This is a genomic window from Streptomyces sp. NPDC060232 (genome assembly GCF_042726555.1).
In the GTDB taxonomy this organism is placed as follows: domain Bacteria; phylum Actinomycetota; class Actinomycetes; order Streptomycetales; family Streptomycetaceae; genus Streptomyces.
This window is the reverse complement of the sequence record NZ_JBHXAG010000001.1, coordinates 830,816-848,152: the sequence shown is the minus strand read 5'-3', so window position 1 is coordinate 848,152 and position 17,337 is coordinate 830,816. Positions and strand designations below refer to the sequence as shown.

Sequence of the window (17,337 nt, the reverse complement as noted above, 5' to 3'; positions counted from 1 at the left end):
CAGGCGTGCGCGCGGCAGCCCAGTTTGGGCCATCAGCTCCCACCTCGCCGGACCCGCGTGCCGGCCCCTCCACAGGAAGTCCGCATCAGAGTTCGCCGCTGACCGGCGACGGTGGAACAGTGAGGATCCGGCCGTCGGCGGCGAGGGCGATGAGCAGGCCGGGCTCGGGCTGCTCCACGGCGACGGCCGCGGGTGCGCCGGCGACGGGCTGGAAGGTGGCGGCGCCGTCGTCGCTGCGGAGCAGGCCCGTGCCGGTGGCCGCCCACACCTGCTGCATCTGTGCGGGGCGGGCGGCAAGATCGAGCAGCGTCGCGGGCCTGGCCGCTGCGGGCCATCGCCTTAGCGGCGGCGCAGGCGTGCAGGTCAGCCGCCGAGGAGTACAGCCAGCAGCCGCTGCGTGGTCGCCCCGGTGTCGGCGGTCTGTCCGCGGCTGCGGGTCATCAGCAGGTGGTGGGTGGTGCCGACGAGGGCGAGCGCGATGGCGGCGGTGTCGCTGCCTGCCGGGATCCGGCCGGCGTGCTGTTCCGCCTGGAGGTAGGCGGTGACGGCGTGCTGGATCGCATCGAACGCCGGCGCGCCGGACTGGAAGCCCTCGCGGGTGTGCGACGCGGCCGCGGGGCGGGTCATCGCCAGGCCCACCACCGCAGGTGGCAGGGAGTCCAGCAGGGCCAGGACGACCTCCTGGAGGTTCTCCGCGACCGTGGCCTGCCCCACTTTGTCCCGTAGGGCCTCGGCCTGGCGGGCGCTGCGGGCGAAACGGTCCAGGACCAGTTCGGCGACGAACTCGTCCAGGCCGGCGAAGTGCGTGTGCAGCACGCCCTTGGCGCAGTCCGCCTCCGCGGTGACCGCGCGGCTGGTCAGGGCCGCGGCGCCGTCGCGGGCCACCACCCGTTCCGCGGCCGCGAACAGCCGCTCGCGCAAATCCGGAATCGCCACTCCACGAGGTGACACAACGGCCCCTTCCCCTCGGCCCATTGCAAGTATGGGCGTTCGCCCATACTGTTTGGGCACTTGCCCATTCTAGGGTCGGGGCGCCTCGCCGCGCCCCGGCGGGAGGGAGTTCACCCATGGGACAGTTCGCCAACACCGCGCAGGCCGAGGCGTGGAACGGATACGAGGGCGCGCAGTGGGCCCGCAGCCAGGAGCGCTGGGACGCTGTCAACGACGGCTGCAACCAGCCCCTGCTGGACGCCGTGGCCGTCCTCGACTCGGACACCGTCCTGGACGTCGGCTGCGGAGCCGGCCGCACCACCCGCCTCGCCGCCCGGCGCGCCGCACGCGGCCGGGCGCTCGGCCTGGACCTGTCGGGGCCGATGCTGGGCAAGGCCCGGGAGAGCGCCGTACGCGAAGGGGTCGAGAACGTGGCCTTCGTGCAGGGCGACGCCCAGGTCCACCCCCTGGACTCCGAGGCGTTCGATGCGGTCATCAGCCGGTACGGCATGACCTTCTTCGCCGACCCTGTCGCCGCGTTCTCCAACCTGCACCACGCGCTGCGCCCCGGCGGCCGGCTGGCCTTCATCTGCGCGGCCGAGGCCGAGGCCAACGAGTGGCTCGCCGCGCTGGCCTCGCTGAGAGACATCCTGCCGCTAGACGGCTTCGGGAAGGCTGGCGGTCCGGGCATGTTCTCGCTCACCGATCCCGGCCGCATCCGCGAACTGGTCACCGCGGGCGGATTCTCCGATGTCGACGTTCAGCGCATCGAGGTGCCGGGGAAGTGGGGCGCCGACGCGGAGGACGCCGCGGCGTTCCTGCTGGACTCCGGCCCCGGACGCCACCTGCTCAGCCAGGTCACCCCGCAGCAGCAGGCCCAGGCCCGCCGGAAGCTGACCGACGTCCTCGGCCGATATGAGTCGGACGGGGCGGTGTGGCTGCGCAGCAGCTCATGGCTGGTCACCGCCGTACGCGGCGGGGCCGCACCGCGCTGACCATCGCCGGGCAGGTCCGTGGTGGCTCAGGAGCGGACCATGCGGGCAATCGCCTGGGACGCTTCGGCGATCTTGTCCTGGGCCGTGTCGCCGCCTTGCGCGATGGCGTCGGCCACGCAGGACTGGAGGTGGTCGTCCATCATCGTCAGGGCGAAGGACTGCAGCGCTTTGGTGGTGGCGCTGACCTGGGTGAGGACATCGATGCAGTAGGTGTCCTCCTCGACCAGGCGCTGCAGGCCCCGCACCTGGCCCTCGATGCGGCGCAGTCGCTTGAGGACGTCGTCCTTGTTGGCGGTATAGCCGTGCACGGCGATCCCTTCCCTTCACTGATTACCCCCAGGGGGTATGGGCGTAACGACGGGGTGCGGTGATGTGTTCCGCCGGCGCCGGGCCGGATATGGCGGTGCCCCCGCCCGGGTGGCTGGGCGGGGGCGTCTGCGGCAAGGGGTCTCAGCTGCCGGCGCGGAAGGAGCGCAGGCGCAGGCTGTTGCCGACGACGAAGACCGAGGAGAACGCCATGGCGGCTCCGGCGATCATCGGGTTGAGCAGGCCGGCAGCGGCCAGGGGAAGGGCGGCGACGTTGTAGCCGAAGGCCCAGAAGAGGTTGGACTTGATGGTGCCCAGCGTCTTGCGGGACAGGCGGATCGCGTCGGCCGCCGCCCGCAGGTCACCGCGGACCAGGGTCAGGTCGCCTGCTTCGATCGCAGCGTCGGTGCCGGTGCCCATGGCCAGGCCGAGGTCGGCCTGGGCGAGGGCGGCGGCGTCGTTGACCCCGTCGCCGACCATGGCGACCGAGCGGCCTTCGGCCTGGAGGCGCTTGATGACGTCGACCTTGTCCTCGGGCATGACCTCGGCGATGACCTGGTCGATGCCGACCTCGGCGGCCACCGCCTCGGCGACGGCCTGGTTGTCGCCGGTCAGCAGGATCGGCGTCAGCCCCAGGGCCTTGAGCCGGGTGATCGCTTCGGCGCTGGTGTCCTTGACGGCGTCGGCGACCTCCAGGACCGCCCGGGCTTCGCCGTCCCAGGCCACCGCGATCACGGTCCGCCCGGCCGCCTCGGCCTGGTCCTTGGCCTCCTTCAGGGCGGCGGGCAGGGTGATGGCCCATTCGGCGAGCAGCTTCTCGCGGCCGACGAGAATGGCGTGGCCCTCGACGATCCCCTGGACGCCGAGGCCGGGAACGTTGGCGAAGTCCTCCAGAGCGGGCAGGGAGCCGAGCCTGTCGGCAGCACCGGTCGCGACAGCCTGGGCGATGGGGTGCTCGGAAGCGTGCTCCAAAGCGCCCGCCAGCCGCAGGGCCTCGGTCTCCTCGACGCCTTCGGCGGTGTGGACGGCCAGGAGGGTCATCTTGCCGGTGGTGACGGTGCCGGTCTTGTCCAGGACGATGGTGTCGACCTTGCGGGTCGACTCCAGGACCTCGGGGCCCTTGATGAGGATGCCGAGCTGGGCGCCGCGGCCGGTGCCGACCATCAGTGCGGTCGGCGTGGCCAGGCCCAGGGCGCAGGGGCAGGCGATGATCAGCACGGCGACCGCGGAGGTGAACGCGGCGGTCCACCCGGCGCCGTTGCCCAGCCAGAATCCCAGCGTGCCCAGTGCGAGGGCGATGACGACGGGGACGAACACGGCGGAGATCCTGTCGGCGAGGCGTTGGGCTGCGGCCTTGCCGTTCTGCGCGTCCTCGACCAGCTTCGCCATCCGCGCCAGCTGGGTGTCGGCGCCGACGCGGGTCGCTTCGATGACGAGGCGGCCGCCGGCGTTGAGGGTCGCGCCGGTGACGGTGTCGCCGGCGCCCACCTCGACGGGGACGGATTCGCCGGTGAGCATGGAGGCGTCCACCGCGGAGGAGCCCTCGATCACGGTGCCGTCGGTCGCGATCTTCTCGCCGGGACGGACCACGAACTGGTCCCCCACCCGCAGCTCGGCCGTGGGGATGCGCTCCTCGCGGCCGCCGCGCAGGACGGTGACCTCCTTCGCGCCGAGCTCCAGCAGCGCCTTCAGCGCCGCGCCGGCCTTCCGCTTGGAGCGGGCCTCGAAGTAGCGGCCGGCCAGGATGAACGCGGTGACGCCGGCCGCGGCCTCCAGGTAGATGTTCCCGGCGCCGTCGGAGCGGGCGATGGTCAGCTCGAACGGGTGCGTCATACCGGGCGTGCCGGCCGTGCCGAAGAACAGCGCCCACACCGACCACAGGAACGCCGCCGACGTCCCCACCGAGATCAGGGTGTCCATGGTGGCGGCGCCGTGCCGGGCATTGGTGAACGCGGCCTTGTGGAACGGCCAGGCCGCGTACGTGACCACGGGCGCGGCCAGGGTCAGGGAGAGCCACTGCCAGTAGTCGAACTGCAGGGCCGGGACCATCGCCATCGCGATGACCGGCACGGACAGCAGGACCGCGGTGATCAGGCGCTGACGCAGCGGCCGCAGGGCGCCTGCCTCGTCCGCGCTCTTCCCTTCGGCGCCGCCCGTACCGGCATCACCGGCGGGCGCTCTGGGCGGTTCGGGCTCGCGGGCGGTGTAGCCGGTGGCTTCCACCGTGCCGATCAGGTCGGCGACCGAGACCGAGGAGTCGTAGGTGACCTTGGCCTTCTCAGTGGCGTAGTTGACCGTCGCGCTCACCCCGTCCATGCGGTTGAGCTTCTTCTCGATCCGGGCCGCGCACGAGGCGCAGGTCATGCCGCCGATGGCGAGCTCGACCTCGGCGGCGCCGGCATTGGCGACGGTGGTGGTGGCGGTGCTCATGCGTGCTCCTGGTGGCGGCGGACATCCGGGGCCCTGCGTGGGCCCCGACGGCCCGGAACGAGAAGGGAAGGAAGAAGCGGCGGCGGGTCAGGCCGTGCGGCCGGTGACCTCGTAACCGGCCTCGTCCACGGCGGCGGCGATCACCCGGTCGTCGAGATCGGCGGCACTGACCACGGTGACCTGCCCGGAGGCGAGGTCCACCTCGACGCGGCTGACGCCGTCCACGGCGCCGACCGCCTTGGTGATCGCGTCCCTGCAGTGACCGCAGGTCATACCCGCCACCGCATACACGGTGCGGACGCCGTCCACGGCCGCCGACGACTGCGCGGCGGTGGAGCAGGTGTTGTTCGGGGAGCAGCAAGACGAAGACATCTGGTTCTCCAACATCTATCGAGTGGGCGATACCCCCTGGGGGTATCTGCGGGCTGATTCAGGTATACCCCCACCCGGTATGAAAAGCAAACACCTCTCGCCGGTTGCATTGATACCCCCAGGGGGTATCCTCGGGATCCATCGGGAACCTTTCAGCGCGCCGCGCCGGCCCGCGTACGACACGGGAGACCACCATGAACACCGCAGCCAAGATCGGCCTCTACGGCGCAGCCCTCGCTCTCGCCTTCACCGGCGCCTACGGCATAGGAGCGGTGGCCGATCCCCTCACCGGCAACACGCCCACCACCCCGCACGCCGCACATCAGGAGAGCAACGCGATGAACCACGGCGACCAGCACACCGCAGCCACACCGCCACTCCCCGGCGGACTGCAGATCTCCCAGGACGGCTACACCCTCGACCTGCTGACCCCGCGCCTGGCCGCCGGCCAGGAAGCCCCACTGCGCTTCGCCATCAAGGACGGGGCCGGTAAGGCCGTCACCGCCTACGCCACCGCCCACGACAAGGACCTGCACCTCATCGTCGCCTCACGCGACCTGAACACCTTCCGCCACCTCCACCCCACCCTGGGGCCGGACGGGACCTGGAGCACCCCCGTCGACGTGCCCGCGGCAGGCGACTACCGCGTCTTCGCCGACTTCACCCCCGCAGGGCAGGGCGCCAAGCCCCTCACCCTGGGCGCAGACCTCGCCGTCGCCGGCCTCTACCAGCCGCGCGAGCTACCGCCCCAGAAGGCCACCGCCGAAGTCGACGGATACACCATCACCCTCGAGGGCACCCTCACGGCCGGCAGGATGACCGGCCTGACGCTGAGCGTGGCGAAGGACGGCAACCCCGTCACCGATCTCGAGCCCTACCTCGGCGCCTACGGCCACCTCGTCGCCCTGCGCTCCGGCGACCTCGCCTACCTCCACGTCCACCCCGAAGGCACCCCCGGCGACGGCACCACCCAGCCCGGCCCCGGCATCTCCTTCATGGCCACCGCACCCACCCCGGGCGCCTACCGCCTCTTTCTCGACTTCAAGCACCAAGGCACCGTCCGCACCGCCGCCTTCACCCTGCACACCACCAACAGCACCACGACCGCCCCCACCGCACAGCACGAGGACCACACCAGCGCCGAACACCACTGACCCGCCGGCCAGCAGCGGCTTCCTCACCGAAGACGACGCCGAGAAGTGGTCGGTGTCAGGGCCGGGCTCAGCGGGTGAGGTCGGCCAGGCTGTTGAGGGCGGTGTCGATCTCGGCCGGCGTGTTGATAACGGCGGTACCGATCCGGGTGTAGGTCGAGGTGGACAGCCGCACGCGGCGGGTGGCGGCGTGGTCGACGACCTGCTGATGAGTGTGTCCGGCCACGCTGAAACAGGTGATGCCCGCGGACAGCTTCGCGTCGGCAGGGGTGTGCACGGTGACCCCGGGGATGCGGCCCAGTCCCTGCTTCACCTGCGTCGACAGCTGCGTGATGCGGGCGGCTACGCGTGCTCGGCCCAGCTGCTCATGCAGCGCTACCGCCACCGGCAGTGCGAAGGCATGCTCGAACGCCACAAACCCGCCGGGCGACAAGGGCGCTGCTCCCCCGCCGCTGATGAAACTCACGAATGTGGGCCGCAGCTGGTCGAGGACGTCCGGCGCCACCCACACCAGCCCCGTTCCCCTTGGGCCGAACAGCCATTTGTGCGTCCCGGCGATCACCACGTCCGCGCCCAGGCCGGCGGCATCCTCGTCGATCGCCGCCAGCCCGTGCACGCCGTCGACGACCAGCAGGCACCGGTCGGCAGGGCTGCGGCCTTCGTTGGCCCGTCGCACCACCTCGGCCACCGCACGCACCGGCATCCGAAGCCCCGTGCTCGATTGCACCCAGGTGATCCCCACTACTCTGGTGTTCGGGCGAATCGCCTCGCCGACCGCCGCTGCGATACCGTCCGCCGTCGCGGTGGCCGGATCGTCGAACCACGAGCCCAGCCGCAGCGTGTTGCCGTGCTTGTCGGCGGCCAGCCGGGCGGCGGTGCGATGGGCGGTGTGGTCGTGCTCCGTCAACAGGAACTCCTGTCCCGGACGGGTCACGACGCCGTTGTAGAAGACGCCCAGCCCGATGCTCGTGCTCGCCGTCATCGCGATGTCCTCGGCCCGGCCGCCCAGATAGTCCGCGAGCGCCTGACGTACCCGGGGCCAACCGGTGGGACCATCGGGCAGCGCCAGCCCCGTGGGCACCGAGAGGGGATTGGCGTCGACCTGTGCGCTCAGATGATCCACCGCACCCCGCACCACCTTCGGATGCGAGGCCAGATAGAACAACGCAAGGTTCGCCCACCCCGGCTCCAGACGGAACTGCGCCCGCAAGGCGGTCCAGTCCACACGCCCGTCGACCGTCGCGACCGGCCGCTCCCGCGACGAGTCCGCCCCTGCTGCGCTGCAGCCGGGGACGAGTGCGACCGCCACCGCTCCCGCAGATCTCGTCAGCAGACCACGCCGACTTGTCATCGACATCCAGCACCCCTTTGCACCACGACCGCCCGAGCGGTGTCGGAATAACTGTCCGGCGCCCTTCAGGTCACGAGGTTACGCAAAGCGCCCACAGGCGCCTCCTCAGCCGGCGATCGCCGGGGGCGCCTGCTGCGGCACCCAGCTGCTGCGGGAGCTCTTTAGGGCTGCTGAAGGCAGCTCGGCCCCGCCGCCCGCGCCGACTGGCGCCCTCGACCGCGCGCTCGGGTGCCTGGGACCCCACAGCGGCAGTCCGCCATACACCGCCGACGACTCTCCACCCACAAGCCGTTACACCGCCGGGCGGCGAAATGGTCGAGCAGAGCCACTCTGCTCTCGGCCCGCCCAACGTCGCTCGATCCAGCGATGGCGCCACACCTGTCGCACTCGATACCGTGAGACGCACCGTCGCTGAGCTGCACCAAACCTCGCAATACGCCTCGCGCCACACTTCCAGCCCCAGAGAAGGGACCAGTAGCGGAGCGCACCGGTGATGTCGAGGTGGGCGGCGTCCGGCGGGATCGCCTGGACGCGCGGGGTGATGTCTTCGGCGAGGCCCAGAGGCTGCTCGTACAGGTCTGGGCGTGCGCTGTGTGGAGGTGGAAGTGCGGCATGCCCAGTCCGAGATCCGCGACCGGATCGAGGACGCACTCCTCCCCGGCCAGCTCGGTCTCCGCCAGCAGCGCGGCCGCGTGGCCGGCGCCGCCGCCGTACGTCTGGGCGATCCGCTCAGCGTCGGCCTGGATGGTGGCGGCGTCCTTCAACCAGCACTCGCGGCACTCCAGCATCCGGCGGTCGATTTCGATTACTCCGAAGGAGGGATGCGATCAACGGACACAAGCCGTCAGCTGGAAGAGCAAGGGGCGACTGGAGGAGGTGGCTGTCGTGGCGCGTCCCGTATGGGCCGGAAACCTGTCATTCGGCCTGTTCAGCCTGCCCGTGGGCCTCTACACGGCCACTGACAGCCACACGATCCACTTCCATCAGCTGCAGCGTTGGACCGCGGACCGGATCCGCAACCGGCGGGTGAACGAGCGGACCGGCGACGAGGTGGACCTCTCCGACGTCGTCAAGGGCTACGACGCGGGCGGGGAGTACGTGCTGGTCGAGCCGAAGGAACTGGACGAGATCGCGCCGGGCCGCTCCCGCTCGCTGGAGATCGCCGGGTTCGTCGACATCGCGGAAGTGGACCCGATCTTCTTCGACAAGACTTACTACCTGGGACCGCGCGGAGCCGAGTACGGCAAGGTCTACAGCCTTCTGGAGCAGGCCCTCGCCAAGACCGGCAAGGCCGGGATCGCCACGTTCGTGATGCGCCAGCACGAGTACCTGGTCGCCCTCAAGGCCGAGAACGGCCTTCTGACCCTGCACACCCTGCATTGGGCGGACGAGATCAGGGACCCGGAGAAGGAGATCGACAGCCTCCCCGGCAGGGCGAAGGCCTCCGACAAGGAGCTGCAGATGGCCGAGCAGCTCATCGACGCCCTGAGCATGAAGTGGGACCCGGAGCAGTTCCACGACACTTTCCAGGAGAAGGTCGCCGCCATGATCGAGGCGAAGCGGTCCGGCGAGACGGTGGAGAAGGCCGAGCCCGCATCCGAGCCGACCGGCGTGGTCGACCTCATGGAGGCCCTGCGCGCCAGCGTCGAGCGGGCCGGCAGCCCCAAGGCCACCGGCGGCAAGGCCACCGCCTCCGGCAAGACCGCCGAGAAGAAGCCGGGGGTGAAGAAGCGGATCCGCTCCGCGCCGAAGGAAGACCTGAGCGGCTTGTCGAAGGCCGACCTCTACAAGAAGGCAGCCGCCGCCGACGTCCCCGGCCGCTCGCACATGACCCGCGAGGACCTCGTGAAAGCGCTGTCCTCCTCCCGGACGTAAGCGAGAGGCAGGGCGGCCAGGGTGACGTTGCGACCGCCGGTGGAGCCGATGCTGGCGCAGGCCGTGGAGTCGGTGCCGGGTCCGGGAGTGCTGGGCGAGCTGGCGTTCGAGCAGAAATTCGACGGCTACCGGGCCCTGCTGTTCACCCCCACTGGGCCGGACAGCGCCATGCTGCTGCAGACCCGGCGCGGATCGCTGATCCAGGACCGCTTCCCCGACCTCGTCACCGCGGCGGACAAGCTGCCCGACGGCCTGGTCCTGGACGGGGAGCTCGTTGTCTGGGACACAAAGGCAGGCCATCTCTCCTTTGAGGGATTGCAGCGCCGCACCACCGCCCGCGGCCGCCGCAGCACGCGCGCGCTCGCCACGTCGCTGCCCGCCTTCTTCATCGCCTTCGACATCCTGCAACAGGACGGAAGCGAGTTGATCAACTTCTCTTACCGCCAACGGCGCCTCCGGCTGGAAGCCCTGTTCGCCGCGCGGCATCTCTCGGCGCCCTGGACGCTGTGCCCGATGACTACGGACCTACTCAAGGCAGAGCAGTGGCTGGAGTCCTGGACCGAGATCTCCGGCGTCGAAGGCATCGTGGTCAAAGCCATGAACCAGCCCTACCGGCCAGGACACAGAGGATGGTACAAACTCCGCCGCCGGAACACCACGGAAGCGATCATCGGCGCGATCACCGGCACCATGATCCGCCCCCAGCTCCTCCTCCTGGGCCGCCACGACGCCTACGGCGACCTCCGCACGATCGGCCGCACGGCCCCGCTGCGCGCCGAGCTGGCGCGCCTTGTCGGCGGCAACCTCATCGCCGCCGAGGCCGGACACCCCTGGGAAGGATGGCGGTTCGCGTCGGCGTGGGGCAGCCGGGACATCCTGAACGTGACCCTCGTACGCCCCGAGCTGGTCGCGGAGATCAGCGCCGACACGGCCGTCGACCGAGGCGGTGTCTTCCGGCACCCGGTCCGCTTCAAACGGCTGCGCCTGGACGTGACCGTGGAGGAGGTGCCGCTGTTCAGTCCCGGTCCGAGCGCGCCACCGGCAGAGGGGTCTGGGTGAGCACCTGCACGGAGGGGGAGGTGGGGCAGGTGCTCACGGGTGACGGCCGGGGGGCCGCTCAGCGCGCCGGCCGCCGTCTCCAGCCTAAGTTCCCCAGGCGGGGGTCACCTGCCAGTCGTGGTGGCTCCGGACGAGGCGCTCGATCCTTTGCCAAGGGAGCCGCTTACCAGGCGGCTACCCACACGCTGGGTCCGTTGGCACCGCCAGGCGGTGCCCAGAGTGGGCCGGCGACCCACACATGATGACCGTCGGCGGGTCGGGCCCGGTGTGCCGAGTGGAAGGCGCACAGACCGGGTCCGACCCCAGTCGGCGCCTGCCCCGCACAGGCCGCCATATGCCATTGGTAGGCCCTGCTACGAGATCTCGCGGATGACGCGGAGCGCGGCGCGGGCGTAGTCGGCGGGGGTGGCCTCGCGGCGGTGGACTCCAGGAAGCCGGCCGCCGCCTGGGCCGCTGGTACGACGTCGACCGCATCCTCGACCACGATCGCTTCTACATCCCCATCACCAACTGCACCACCAGCCCATAGCCCCACCCCGCACCAGTGAAAGCCCAGTGCCCTCCGGCCCCTCCACCGCGTCGAGGGATCCCGGCCGCCCGCCACCCACGATCAGATCCTCGTAGTAGCTGCGCACGGTCCCCTCCGGTCCCGTGCCGCACTGCCGATTGGAGCCGGAGTCGCCACAGGCCCTCGGCAGACGGCCGCGGGGCGGGCTGCGCGGGACGAGCTCCGCCCGTCCCGCGTCGGCGACCTCCCTCTCGGCGGGAATTCAGCCGCTGGGACTGGGCCCTCCGGGGGCCTTGGCGGCGGAAGCGCTATGGGGAGTCTTCTTCGTCGTGTTCGCGGCGAGGTCGGTGTGCAGGGCAATCGGGCAGTGGGCCAGCGGGCGGCCCCAGACCGCGTACCCGATCCGGATCCACGGCTCGCGCAGGTCGGCGACCGCTCCTGCGGCCAGCAGGCCGACGACGGTAGGGGCCGTCAGCATGCTCGGAGCCGGGCGTACAGGCGGCTCGGACCGGGCCCACAGGGCGAGGCGAGGCAGGCCTGTGTCGCGTCGACTGGCACGGATGTTCCTCAGAGCCCCTGACCGAGTTCACGTAACGCGCCCGCGTAAATCAGCACATTCCGGCATGTTCAACCCTATCGTGGCCTGGTGAACGGCCATCAGCGAGTGCGGGACGACGAGGGGAGTGCGACCCGGGTCCTCGCGCTGTCGGACGGTGTTTTCGCCATCGCGATGACGTTGCTGGCGCTGGACATCACGCTGCCCGCCGAGCTCGACCCGGCCGGTTTTGAAGAGGCGCTGGAGGAGGTTCTGCCGAACCTGTGGGCGTACGCCCTCAGCTTCGTGGTCATCGCAGCGTTCTGGCGGGGCCACCACCAGGTCTTCCAATACGTGCGGGAGGTGGACGGGACGGTCCTCAACCTCGGGCTGCTGAACCTGGGGCTGATCGCCCTGATGCCGTTCCCCACCACGCTGCTGGCCGAGTACGGGGACCGGCCCCAGTCGGTGGCGGTCTACTCCGGCGCCGTCGCGGCCATCGGGGCCGCACAGCTCGCGCTGGCGGTCGTGCTGTGGAAGCGCCCGTGGCTCAGCACTACGGCGATGCCCGATCCTGTGGCGCGCAACGATGTGCTCGATCTGGCGTCGATGGTGCTGGTCTTCGCTGTAGCCGTGCCGCTCGCCTTCGTCTCCCCGACGGGCGCGCAACTGTGGTGGGCGGTACTGGTCCCGGTGAAAGTGGTGCTGGGCCAGCGGGGCAAGCGCCTGCGCGCGGCCACCCAACCACCTCCCGCCCCGGGCGGCTGAGGCATCCAGGCACGGTGTGAAGCGCCATTCGGGGAACGACGGGTGTCGGGCGCAAGGGGGTCGCAGGTGCGGCTCCTCCGTTCGGCTGCCATGACCTACGTACCGAGTGATCGCCCCGCCTGCCCCACCCGCCGCACCACGCTCGGCCGGCTGATCGGTGGGGCCGGGGCCGCGCTGGCCGCCGGGTGCACGCCGTCGGGGGCCTCGCCCGCACCCACCCCCTCAGACTCGATCTCCGCCCCCGGGGCGGACCCACGCCCGGGGTAATGACCCTCTTCACGGACCCTGCCTTCAACTTCAACGGGCTGTTGCGCTCGGCGGGGCCGGTTTCGGCGCCGCCGACGCGGGCGAGGTGTTCACCGCCGTGAACGCGATCCACAAGGCCGGTCTCTCGGCACAGGTGTATACCGAGACTTTCCGGAAACTCGGCGATCAGCCAAGGCAACCGCCCCAGGGCAGCAAGCCCGCCCCACAGACCACGCGCTTCCGTGCCCTGCGGGCCGCGCAGTACAACGACTCGCGCGGGCGTGGTGGTCCGCTGTGCGCCCGGCGCGGCGGGCGCACAGCTACCTCGTTGGGGCAGGGCGGGAAGCGGTCTGACACCGTAGCGGCCGCGGCTCGACCGCCAGCCGGGGCCCAGCTGGCATCGTGGACACACGAGCCCGGTCGGACGCCCTTCGCACGTCCCGGGCGGGCCGCCGTACGCGGCCCTGTGGGGGCACCCGGGCTGTACCGCAGAAGGTGGAACACTCCGGCCGGCGCGTGCTCCACCTCACCTCCCCGGTCGCCTCTCCTTCGACAGCAGCTCATACAGCTCCGAGACGGCACTGTGCTTGTGTCGCTCCGGCGAGAAAGTTCCAGCGGCGCCTGACGGACACCGTCCCCGACGGCCGCGGCGACGTCCAGCGGGACGAGGAAGGCCGGGTCGTACGCCGCTTCGCCGCTCCCCACGCAGACGGCCAGCCCCGCGGCCGAGCGCGTCGACGCCGCTCAGAGCCATCAGCACCTGCGCCCGGCCAGCGAGCCGCTGCTCGGCGGTGTACGCCCGCACCTGCGCAGTGGACTCCCACCCCGCAGTGGCTGGGACCGCCTGTACCGCGACCAATGGGCGTACTCGGCCGGGTTGTACGTGGTGTCGTGGTTGATGTGCCACGAGGACGTTAACGGCACCGCAAGCTCCTTCATCGCAGTCGGCATCTCGTTGCAGGATCAGGGACTTGGAGCGGGCGAACCGTCCAGGACTGGACGCTGGGGATGCGGCCTCGGCCACACCGGCAGCACCCGGCCAGGTGCGGCCACGGCGTCGGCTGGCCAACCCGCGAGTCGCCCCGCAGCACCTCACCCTCCAGCGCGTACCGGTCACCGTGCTTGGAGATCCCGGTGATCCTGGCGAGGGCAAGCACCGTGCCTTCGGTGTTGACGATCTGCACCTCGTCCTGCGCGAGAGCACGGTCGGCGTTGAACTTCCAGATACCCCGGCTGGCTTCCCACGCCTCGGCTTCGGTCATCCCCTGACGCCATCCGATGGTTGAGCGGCCCGGGCTGTCGTCCTGATCCGCCATCCGCTCGGGGCCGAGAATTTCAAAGCGATGCGGATCAATAGGTGGTGGGAAGGAGGTCGGCGACGAGGACGGCGAATTCCTCTGGGTCGAGGATGCGGATGCCCAGTTCTTCGGCCTTGGTGCGCTTGGAGCCGGCCTTTTCCCCCGCCACCAGGAGGGTGGTGCGCTTGGACACCGACGACGATGCCTTGCCGCCAGCCCGCTCGATCAGCTCGTTCATCTCGTTCCGGGACAACACCGCCAGGGGGCCGGTCATGGAGCCGGTGACCACGACGGCCTGTCCGGCCAGCGGGCAGCCCGCCGGATCCTTGTCGGCGTCTGCGTCGGTGGCGGGCTTCTGCGGCTCGGTGACCTGGATGCCGACCTTCTGGGCCTGGAGCTTGTCGAGGAGCGGGGCGAGTTCGATGAGTTCGGCCGCGATGACGCGGGCCTTCTCGGTGCCGATGCCGTCGACCCCGGCCAGCGTGTCCGCGTCTGCGGCCCGGATCGCGGCCATCGAGCCGAAGTACGCGGCGATCCGGCGGGACATCGTGCGCCCGGTGCCGCGGACACCGAGCGCGCAGAACACACGGCTCAATGCGGCCCCGCGGGCGGTCTCGATCGCGGCCAGGAGGTTGGCGGCGCTGGTCTCACCCATGCGCTCCAGACCGAGGAGCTGCTCGCGGGTCAGCGTGAACAGGTCGGCGACGTCCTTGACCAGACCGGCCTCCACCAGCTGGATGGCGCGCGTGCCCCCGAGGCCTTCGATGTCGAGCTGGTCCCGGCCGGCCGCGTAGATCACCGAGGCCACGGCCTGACAGGTGCGGCCGCGCACGCACCGCCACCGCTGCTCGGACGGGTCGATCGCGTCGCCGCAGCGGGGGCACGCCTCGGGGAAGGCGATCGGGCTCTCGGCGCCGGTGCGCTGGTCGATCAGCGGTGCCTCGATCCGGGGGATCACGTCGCCGGCCCGGTACACGAACACCTGGTCACCGATCATGAGCCCGCGACGGGTGATGTCGGACGGATTGTGCAGGGTGGCGTAGGTGACCGTCACCCCGTCGATGACGACGGGCTCCAGGACGGCGCGCGGGGCGATGATCCCGGTCCGGCCGACGTTCCACTCCACCGCCAGCAGGCGCGTCACCTTGTGTTCTGCCGCCAGTTTCCGGGCCACCGCCCATCTCGGGGCGCGCGAGCCGCTGCCGGCCTGTCGCTGGTCGGCGGCCGTGTCGGCCTTGACGACGACTCCGTCGATCCCGAAGGGCAGGTCTGCGCGCAGACCGGCGATCATGTCGATGCGTTCCTGCACCTGCTCCACGGTCTCGCACCGCATCGGGGCGGCGGCCGTACTGGCGGCCGTGTTCGCGCCGAGCGCGGCCAGGGTCTCCAGCAGAGCGACGTGGCCGAGCTCGTCCAGGCCGATCGCGCTGTAGGCGAAGAAGGTCAACTCGATGCGGTAGGGGCGGTCCTTGGCCCGCAGGGTGCCGGCCGCTCCGCTGCGCGGGTGCGCGAAGGGGGTGGCCTCGTGGGCGAGCCGGATCCGGTTGGCCTCCTCGAACTGCGCGGTCTTCAGCAGCACTTCGCCGCGCAATTCGACGTCGATCGGCTGGGTGAGTACCGGCGGCAGACCGAGGACGGCGTCGGCGGCGTGGGTGATGTCCTCGCCGGCCAAGCCGTCGCCGCGGGTGAGGATCTGCGCGAGCCGACCTCCCCGGTACCGGGCGGCCACCGCGAGGCCGTCGAGCTTGGGCTCCACACACCACCCGGCCACAGGACGCCCCAGGCGCCGTTCCAGCCCTGCGGCCCACTCGGCGAGCTCGTCGGCGTCGAAGACGTTGTCGAGGGAGAGCATCGGCACCGAGTGCGGCACATCCCCCTGAACAGCTCCGCCCGCCACCTTCCCGGTCGGCGAGTCGGCAAGCACCTCGTCCGGGTGGGCCTCCTCGTAGGCCGCGATGACGCGCAGCAGCCCGTCGTATTCGTCGTCGCCGAGTGGGGTGGTCCCGTCGCCGTAGTACGCGGCCGACGCCGCCACGGCGGTGGTCACGGCGTCCACATAGTCGGCAGGAGAGAGCAGGGCACTGTTTTCGGTCATGAAGGTCATCATCGTGCCCGGCACTGACAACGCCGCCGTCCGGCCCCGTCGTGTCCGCGGCACACGAGCGAGTCGCCCTGCGGCACGGGGCGGGCACGGCAACGGCAAACAGCCGCAGCCGCAGCCGCCCAGCCGCCCAGCCGCCCAGCCGCCCAGCGTGACCTGCGGAGATGCCGCCCGTCCGGCATGTGGCGCGATTCCTACCGGCTGGGCTCAGGGGGTACCGTCGTCCGGTCACGGACGGCGATCGGATCGTCTGTTCAACCCTGAGGAATCGACATGACTGATCTGAACTCGCTGCGGGCAAGCCTTGCGTCAGGTGAGCACGACTTCGCCGACACCTTGGCCTTCGTCGACGCGCACTACGAGTACCAGCCGCAGGCGTTCCGCAACGGAGAACTGGAAAACGCCGCAGGCGAGAACGAGGGCTCCTGCAAGACGCTGGGGCTTGCCCTGCTGGAGGGGCTGAGCGACCAGGAGGCGCTGCTGGCATTCGGCGAGCATTACCGCAGCGTGCTGGCAACGCCGAACGGCACCGATCACAGCAACATTCGAAACCTCATGGCCCATGGCCTGGCAGGGGTGAACTTCGCCGGGCAACCGTTGGCCCGCAAGCGCTGAACAGCGACGGCACCGGCGGGGGGGTGAGTCCGGCCTTCTCACGAACGCGCCCGGGCTGCGGCAGGCGCGTGACGGTCATGGCCAGCGGCGGCGGGTCGGCGCCGGGGCCACGCGCCGACCGGGACGGGGCGGGACGAAACGACGGCGGAGCGGCCGGTGGAGTGGGGGGGGGTGGGGTGGAGCTCGGCGTTCTGCCCGGGTGCACGCGAATCCCTTACCCGCACACGAACCGGGCGAGCGCGGAGCAAGGGATCATCCGCTGACGCATCGCGCCAGCGGGGTGCGGCGGCCGTCCGCACCTCGGACGCGGGTTCCGCCCGAAGCGACGAAGCCGAAACCTTTCCGACCGGATCGGGGAGGGGCCGGCCGCCTTCCGAGGTGCAGACGTACGGGATCAGATGCGGGCGACGTTGCCCGAGTAGATCCAGCCGTCCTTCACGCCGTAGGTCTTGTCGACCCAGAACCAGAGGTTGCCCTTGGAGTTCGTGCACTGCCGGGTGTAGTTGAGCCTGTCGCCCCGGTGGACGGTGTCGACCGCCCGGCCGGTCTCGTAGTAGGCCGTGCGCACGGGGGCGGAGTCCTTGGTGACGTACAGCTCACCGGCCGCGTTGCGGCAGGTGATGGCGGCGGCCGAGGCGGGGGTGGCGGCGCAGAGCGCTGCGGGGAGGGTCAACCCGGCTGTGAGGGCCAGGGCGGAGAGACGGCGTGCGGCGCTGGTGCGCATGATGCTCCTTCGTCTTCGCGTAAAGGGAACAGCAAATGATCAAATGGATGGCATGGCTGGGTCAAATCCATGC

The 17,337-nt window shown here is 70.8% G+C and carries 16 protein-coding genes; 6 read left to right on the top strand and 10 right to left on the bottom strand.

The features are described 5' to 3' along the window. Positions 1–85: 85 nt before the first annotated feature. Both ACFWFZ_RS03840 and ACFWFZ_RS03835 read right to left on the bottom strand, forming a co-directional pair. Complete coding sequence (locus ACFWFZ_RS03840; protein ID WP_387116070.1) at positions 86–277, bottom strand: hypothetical protein; 192 nt, start codon at positions 275–277, stop codon at positions 86–88. Between the two features lie 86 nt (positions 278–363). After that, positions 364–951, bottom strand: a complete 588-nt coding sequence (locus ACFWFZ_RS03835) for a TetR/AcrR family transcriptional regulator (RefSeq protein ID WP_387116067.1) — start codon at positions 949–951, stop codon at positions 364–366. Between the two features lie 116 nt (positions 952–1,067). Between ACFWFZ_RS03835 and ACFWFZ_RS03830 the strand changes: the two genes are divergently transcribed. After that, complete coding sequence (locus tag ACFWFZ_RS03830; protein ID WP_387116064.1) at positions 1,068–1,925, top strand: class I SAM-dependent methyltransferase; 858 nt, start codon at positions 1,068–1,070, stop codon at positions 1,923–1,925. Between the two features lie 26 nt (positions 1,926–1,951). Here ACFWFZ_RS03830 and ACFWFZ_RS03825 read toward each other — a convergent pair whose 3' ends face one another. The 3 genes from ACFWFZ_RS03825 to ACFWFZ_RS03815 form a co-directional block, all read right to left on the bottom strand. Next, positions 1,952–2,239 (bottom strand): metal-sensitive transcriptional regulator, encoded by a 288-nt coding sequence (locus ACFWFZ_RS03825; RefSeq protein ID WP_387116333.1) that lies wholly within the window; start codon positions 2,237–2,239, stop codon positions 1,952–1,954. A gap of 136 nt (positions 2,240–2,375) precedes the next feature. Continuing rightward, the gene (locus ACFWFZ_RS03820) at positions 2,376–4,661 is read right to left on the bottom strand and encodes a heavy metal translocating P-type ATPase (protein WP_387116061.1); all 2,286 of its coding nucleotides are present in this window, start codon (positions 4,659–4,661) and stop codon (positions 2,376–2,378) included. A gap of 87 nt (positions 4,662–4,748) precedes the next feature. Continuing rightward, entirely contained in the window at positions 4,749–5,033 is a 285-nt protein-coding gene (locus ACFWFZ_RS03815; RefSeq protein ID WP_387116058.1) for a heavy-metal-associated domain-containing protein, read from the bottom strand. 194 nt (positions 5,034–5,227) lie between these two features. On the opposite strand from ACFWFZ_RS03815, the gene ACFWFZ_RS03810 reads away from it, so the two are divergent. After that, positions 5,228–6,187, top strand: a complete 960-nt coding sequence (locus ACFWFZ_RS03810; protein WP_387116055.1) for a hypothetical protein — start codon at positions 5,228–5,230, stop codon at positions 6,185–6,187. Between the two features lie 67 nt (positions 6,188–6,254). On the opposite strand, the gene ACFWFZ_RS03805 is transcribed toward ACFWFZ_RS03810, so the two are convergent. Then, entirely contained in the window at positions 6,255–7,409 is a 1,155-nt protein-coding gene (locus ACFWFZ_RS03805) for an aminotransferase class V-fold PLP-dependent enzyme (protein ID WP_387116051.1), read from the bottom strand. 1,011 nt (positions 7,410–8,420) lie between these two features. Between ACFWFZ_RS03805 and ACFWFZ_RS03800 the strand changes: the two genes are divergently transcribed. Both ACFWFZ_RS03800 and ACFWFZ_RS03795 read left to right on the top strand, forming a co-directional pair. Further along, the gene (locus tag ACFWFZ_RS03800) at positions 8,421–9,410 is read left to right on the top strand and encodes a Ku protein (RefSeq protein WP_387116048.1); all 990 of its coding nucleotides are present in this window, start codon (positions 8,421–8,423) and stop codon (positions 9,408–9,410) included. Between the two features lie 21 nt (positions 9,411–9,431). Beyond that, positions 9,432–10,469: an ATP-dependent DNA ligase gene (locus tag ACFWFZ_RS03795; protein ID WP_387116045.1), complete on the top strand. Its 1,038-nt coding sequence runs from the start codon at positions 9,432–9,434 to the stop codon at positions 10,467–10,469. A gap of 770 nt (positions 10,470–11,239) precedes the next feature. Here the strand turns inward: ACFWFZ_RS03795 and ACFWFZ_RS03790 are convergent. Continuing rightward, the gene (locus ACFWFZ_RS03790) at positions 11,240–11,455 is read right to left on the bottom strand and encodes a hypothetical protein (protein ID WP_387116043.1); all 216 of its coding nucleotides are present in this window, start codon (positions 11,453–11,455) and stop codon (positions 11,240–11,242) included. Positions 11,456–11,620: 165 nt separating this feature from the next. Between ACFWFZ_RS03790 and ACFWFZ_RS03785 the strand changes: the two genes are divergently transcribed. Further along, positions 11,621–12,280: a TMEM175 family protein gene (locus ACFWFZ_RS03785; protein WP_387116330.1), complete on the top strand. Its 660-nt coding sequence runs from the start codon at positions 11,621–11,623 to the stop codon at positions 12,278–12,280. A gap of 1,181 nt (positions 12,281–13,461) precedes the next feature. Here ACFWFZ_RS03785 and ACFWFZ_RS03780 read toward each other — a convergent pair. Together ACFWFZ_RS03780 and ligA are read right to left on the bottom strand one after the other, a co-directional pair. Then, positions 13,462–13,788 (bottom strand): hypothetical protein, encoded by a 327-nt coding sequence (locus ACFWFZ_RS03780; protein ID WP_387116040.1) that lies wholly within the window; start codon positions 13,786–13,788, stop codon positions 13,462–13,464. An 88-nt stretch (positions 13,789–13,876) separates the two neighbouring features. Then, positions 13,877–15,928, bottom strand: a complete 2,052-nt coding sequence (gene ligA, locus ACFWFZ_RS03775) for an NAD-dependent DNA ligase LigA (protein WP_387116326.1) — start codon at positions 15,926–15,928, stop codon at positions 13,877–13,879. Between the two features lie 270 nt (positions 15,929–16,198). Here ligA and ACFWFZ_RS03770 point away from each other — a divergent pair, with 270 nt between their 5' ends. After that, positions 16,199–16,540: a HopJ type III effector protein gene (locus ACFWFZ_RS03770; RefSeq protein WP_387116037.1), complete on the top strand. Its 342-nt coding sequence runs from the start codon at positions 16,199–16,201 to the stop codon at positions 16,538–16,540. A gap of 394 nt (positions 16,541–16,934) precedes the next feature. On the opposite strand, the gene ACFWFZ_RS03765 is transcribed toward ACFWFZ_RS03770, so the two are convergent. Beyond that, entirely contained in the window at positions 16,935–17,264 is a 330-nt protein-coding gene (locus ACFWFZ_RS03765) for a hypothetical protein (RefSeq protein WP_387116034.1), read from the bottom strand. Between the last annotated feature and the right edge of the window lie 73 nt (positions 17,265–17,337).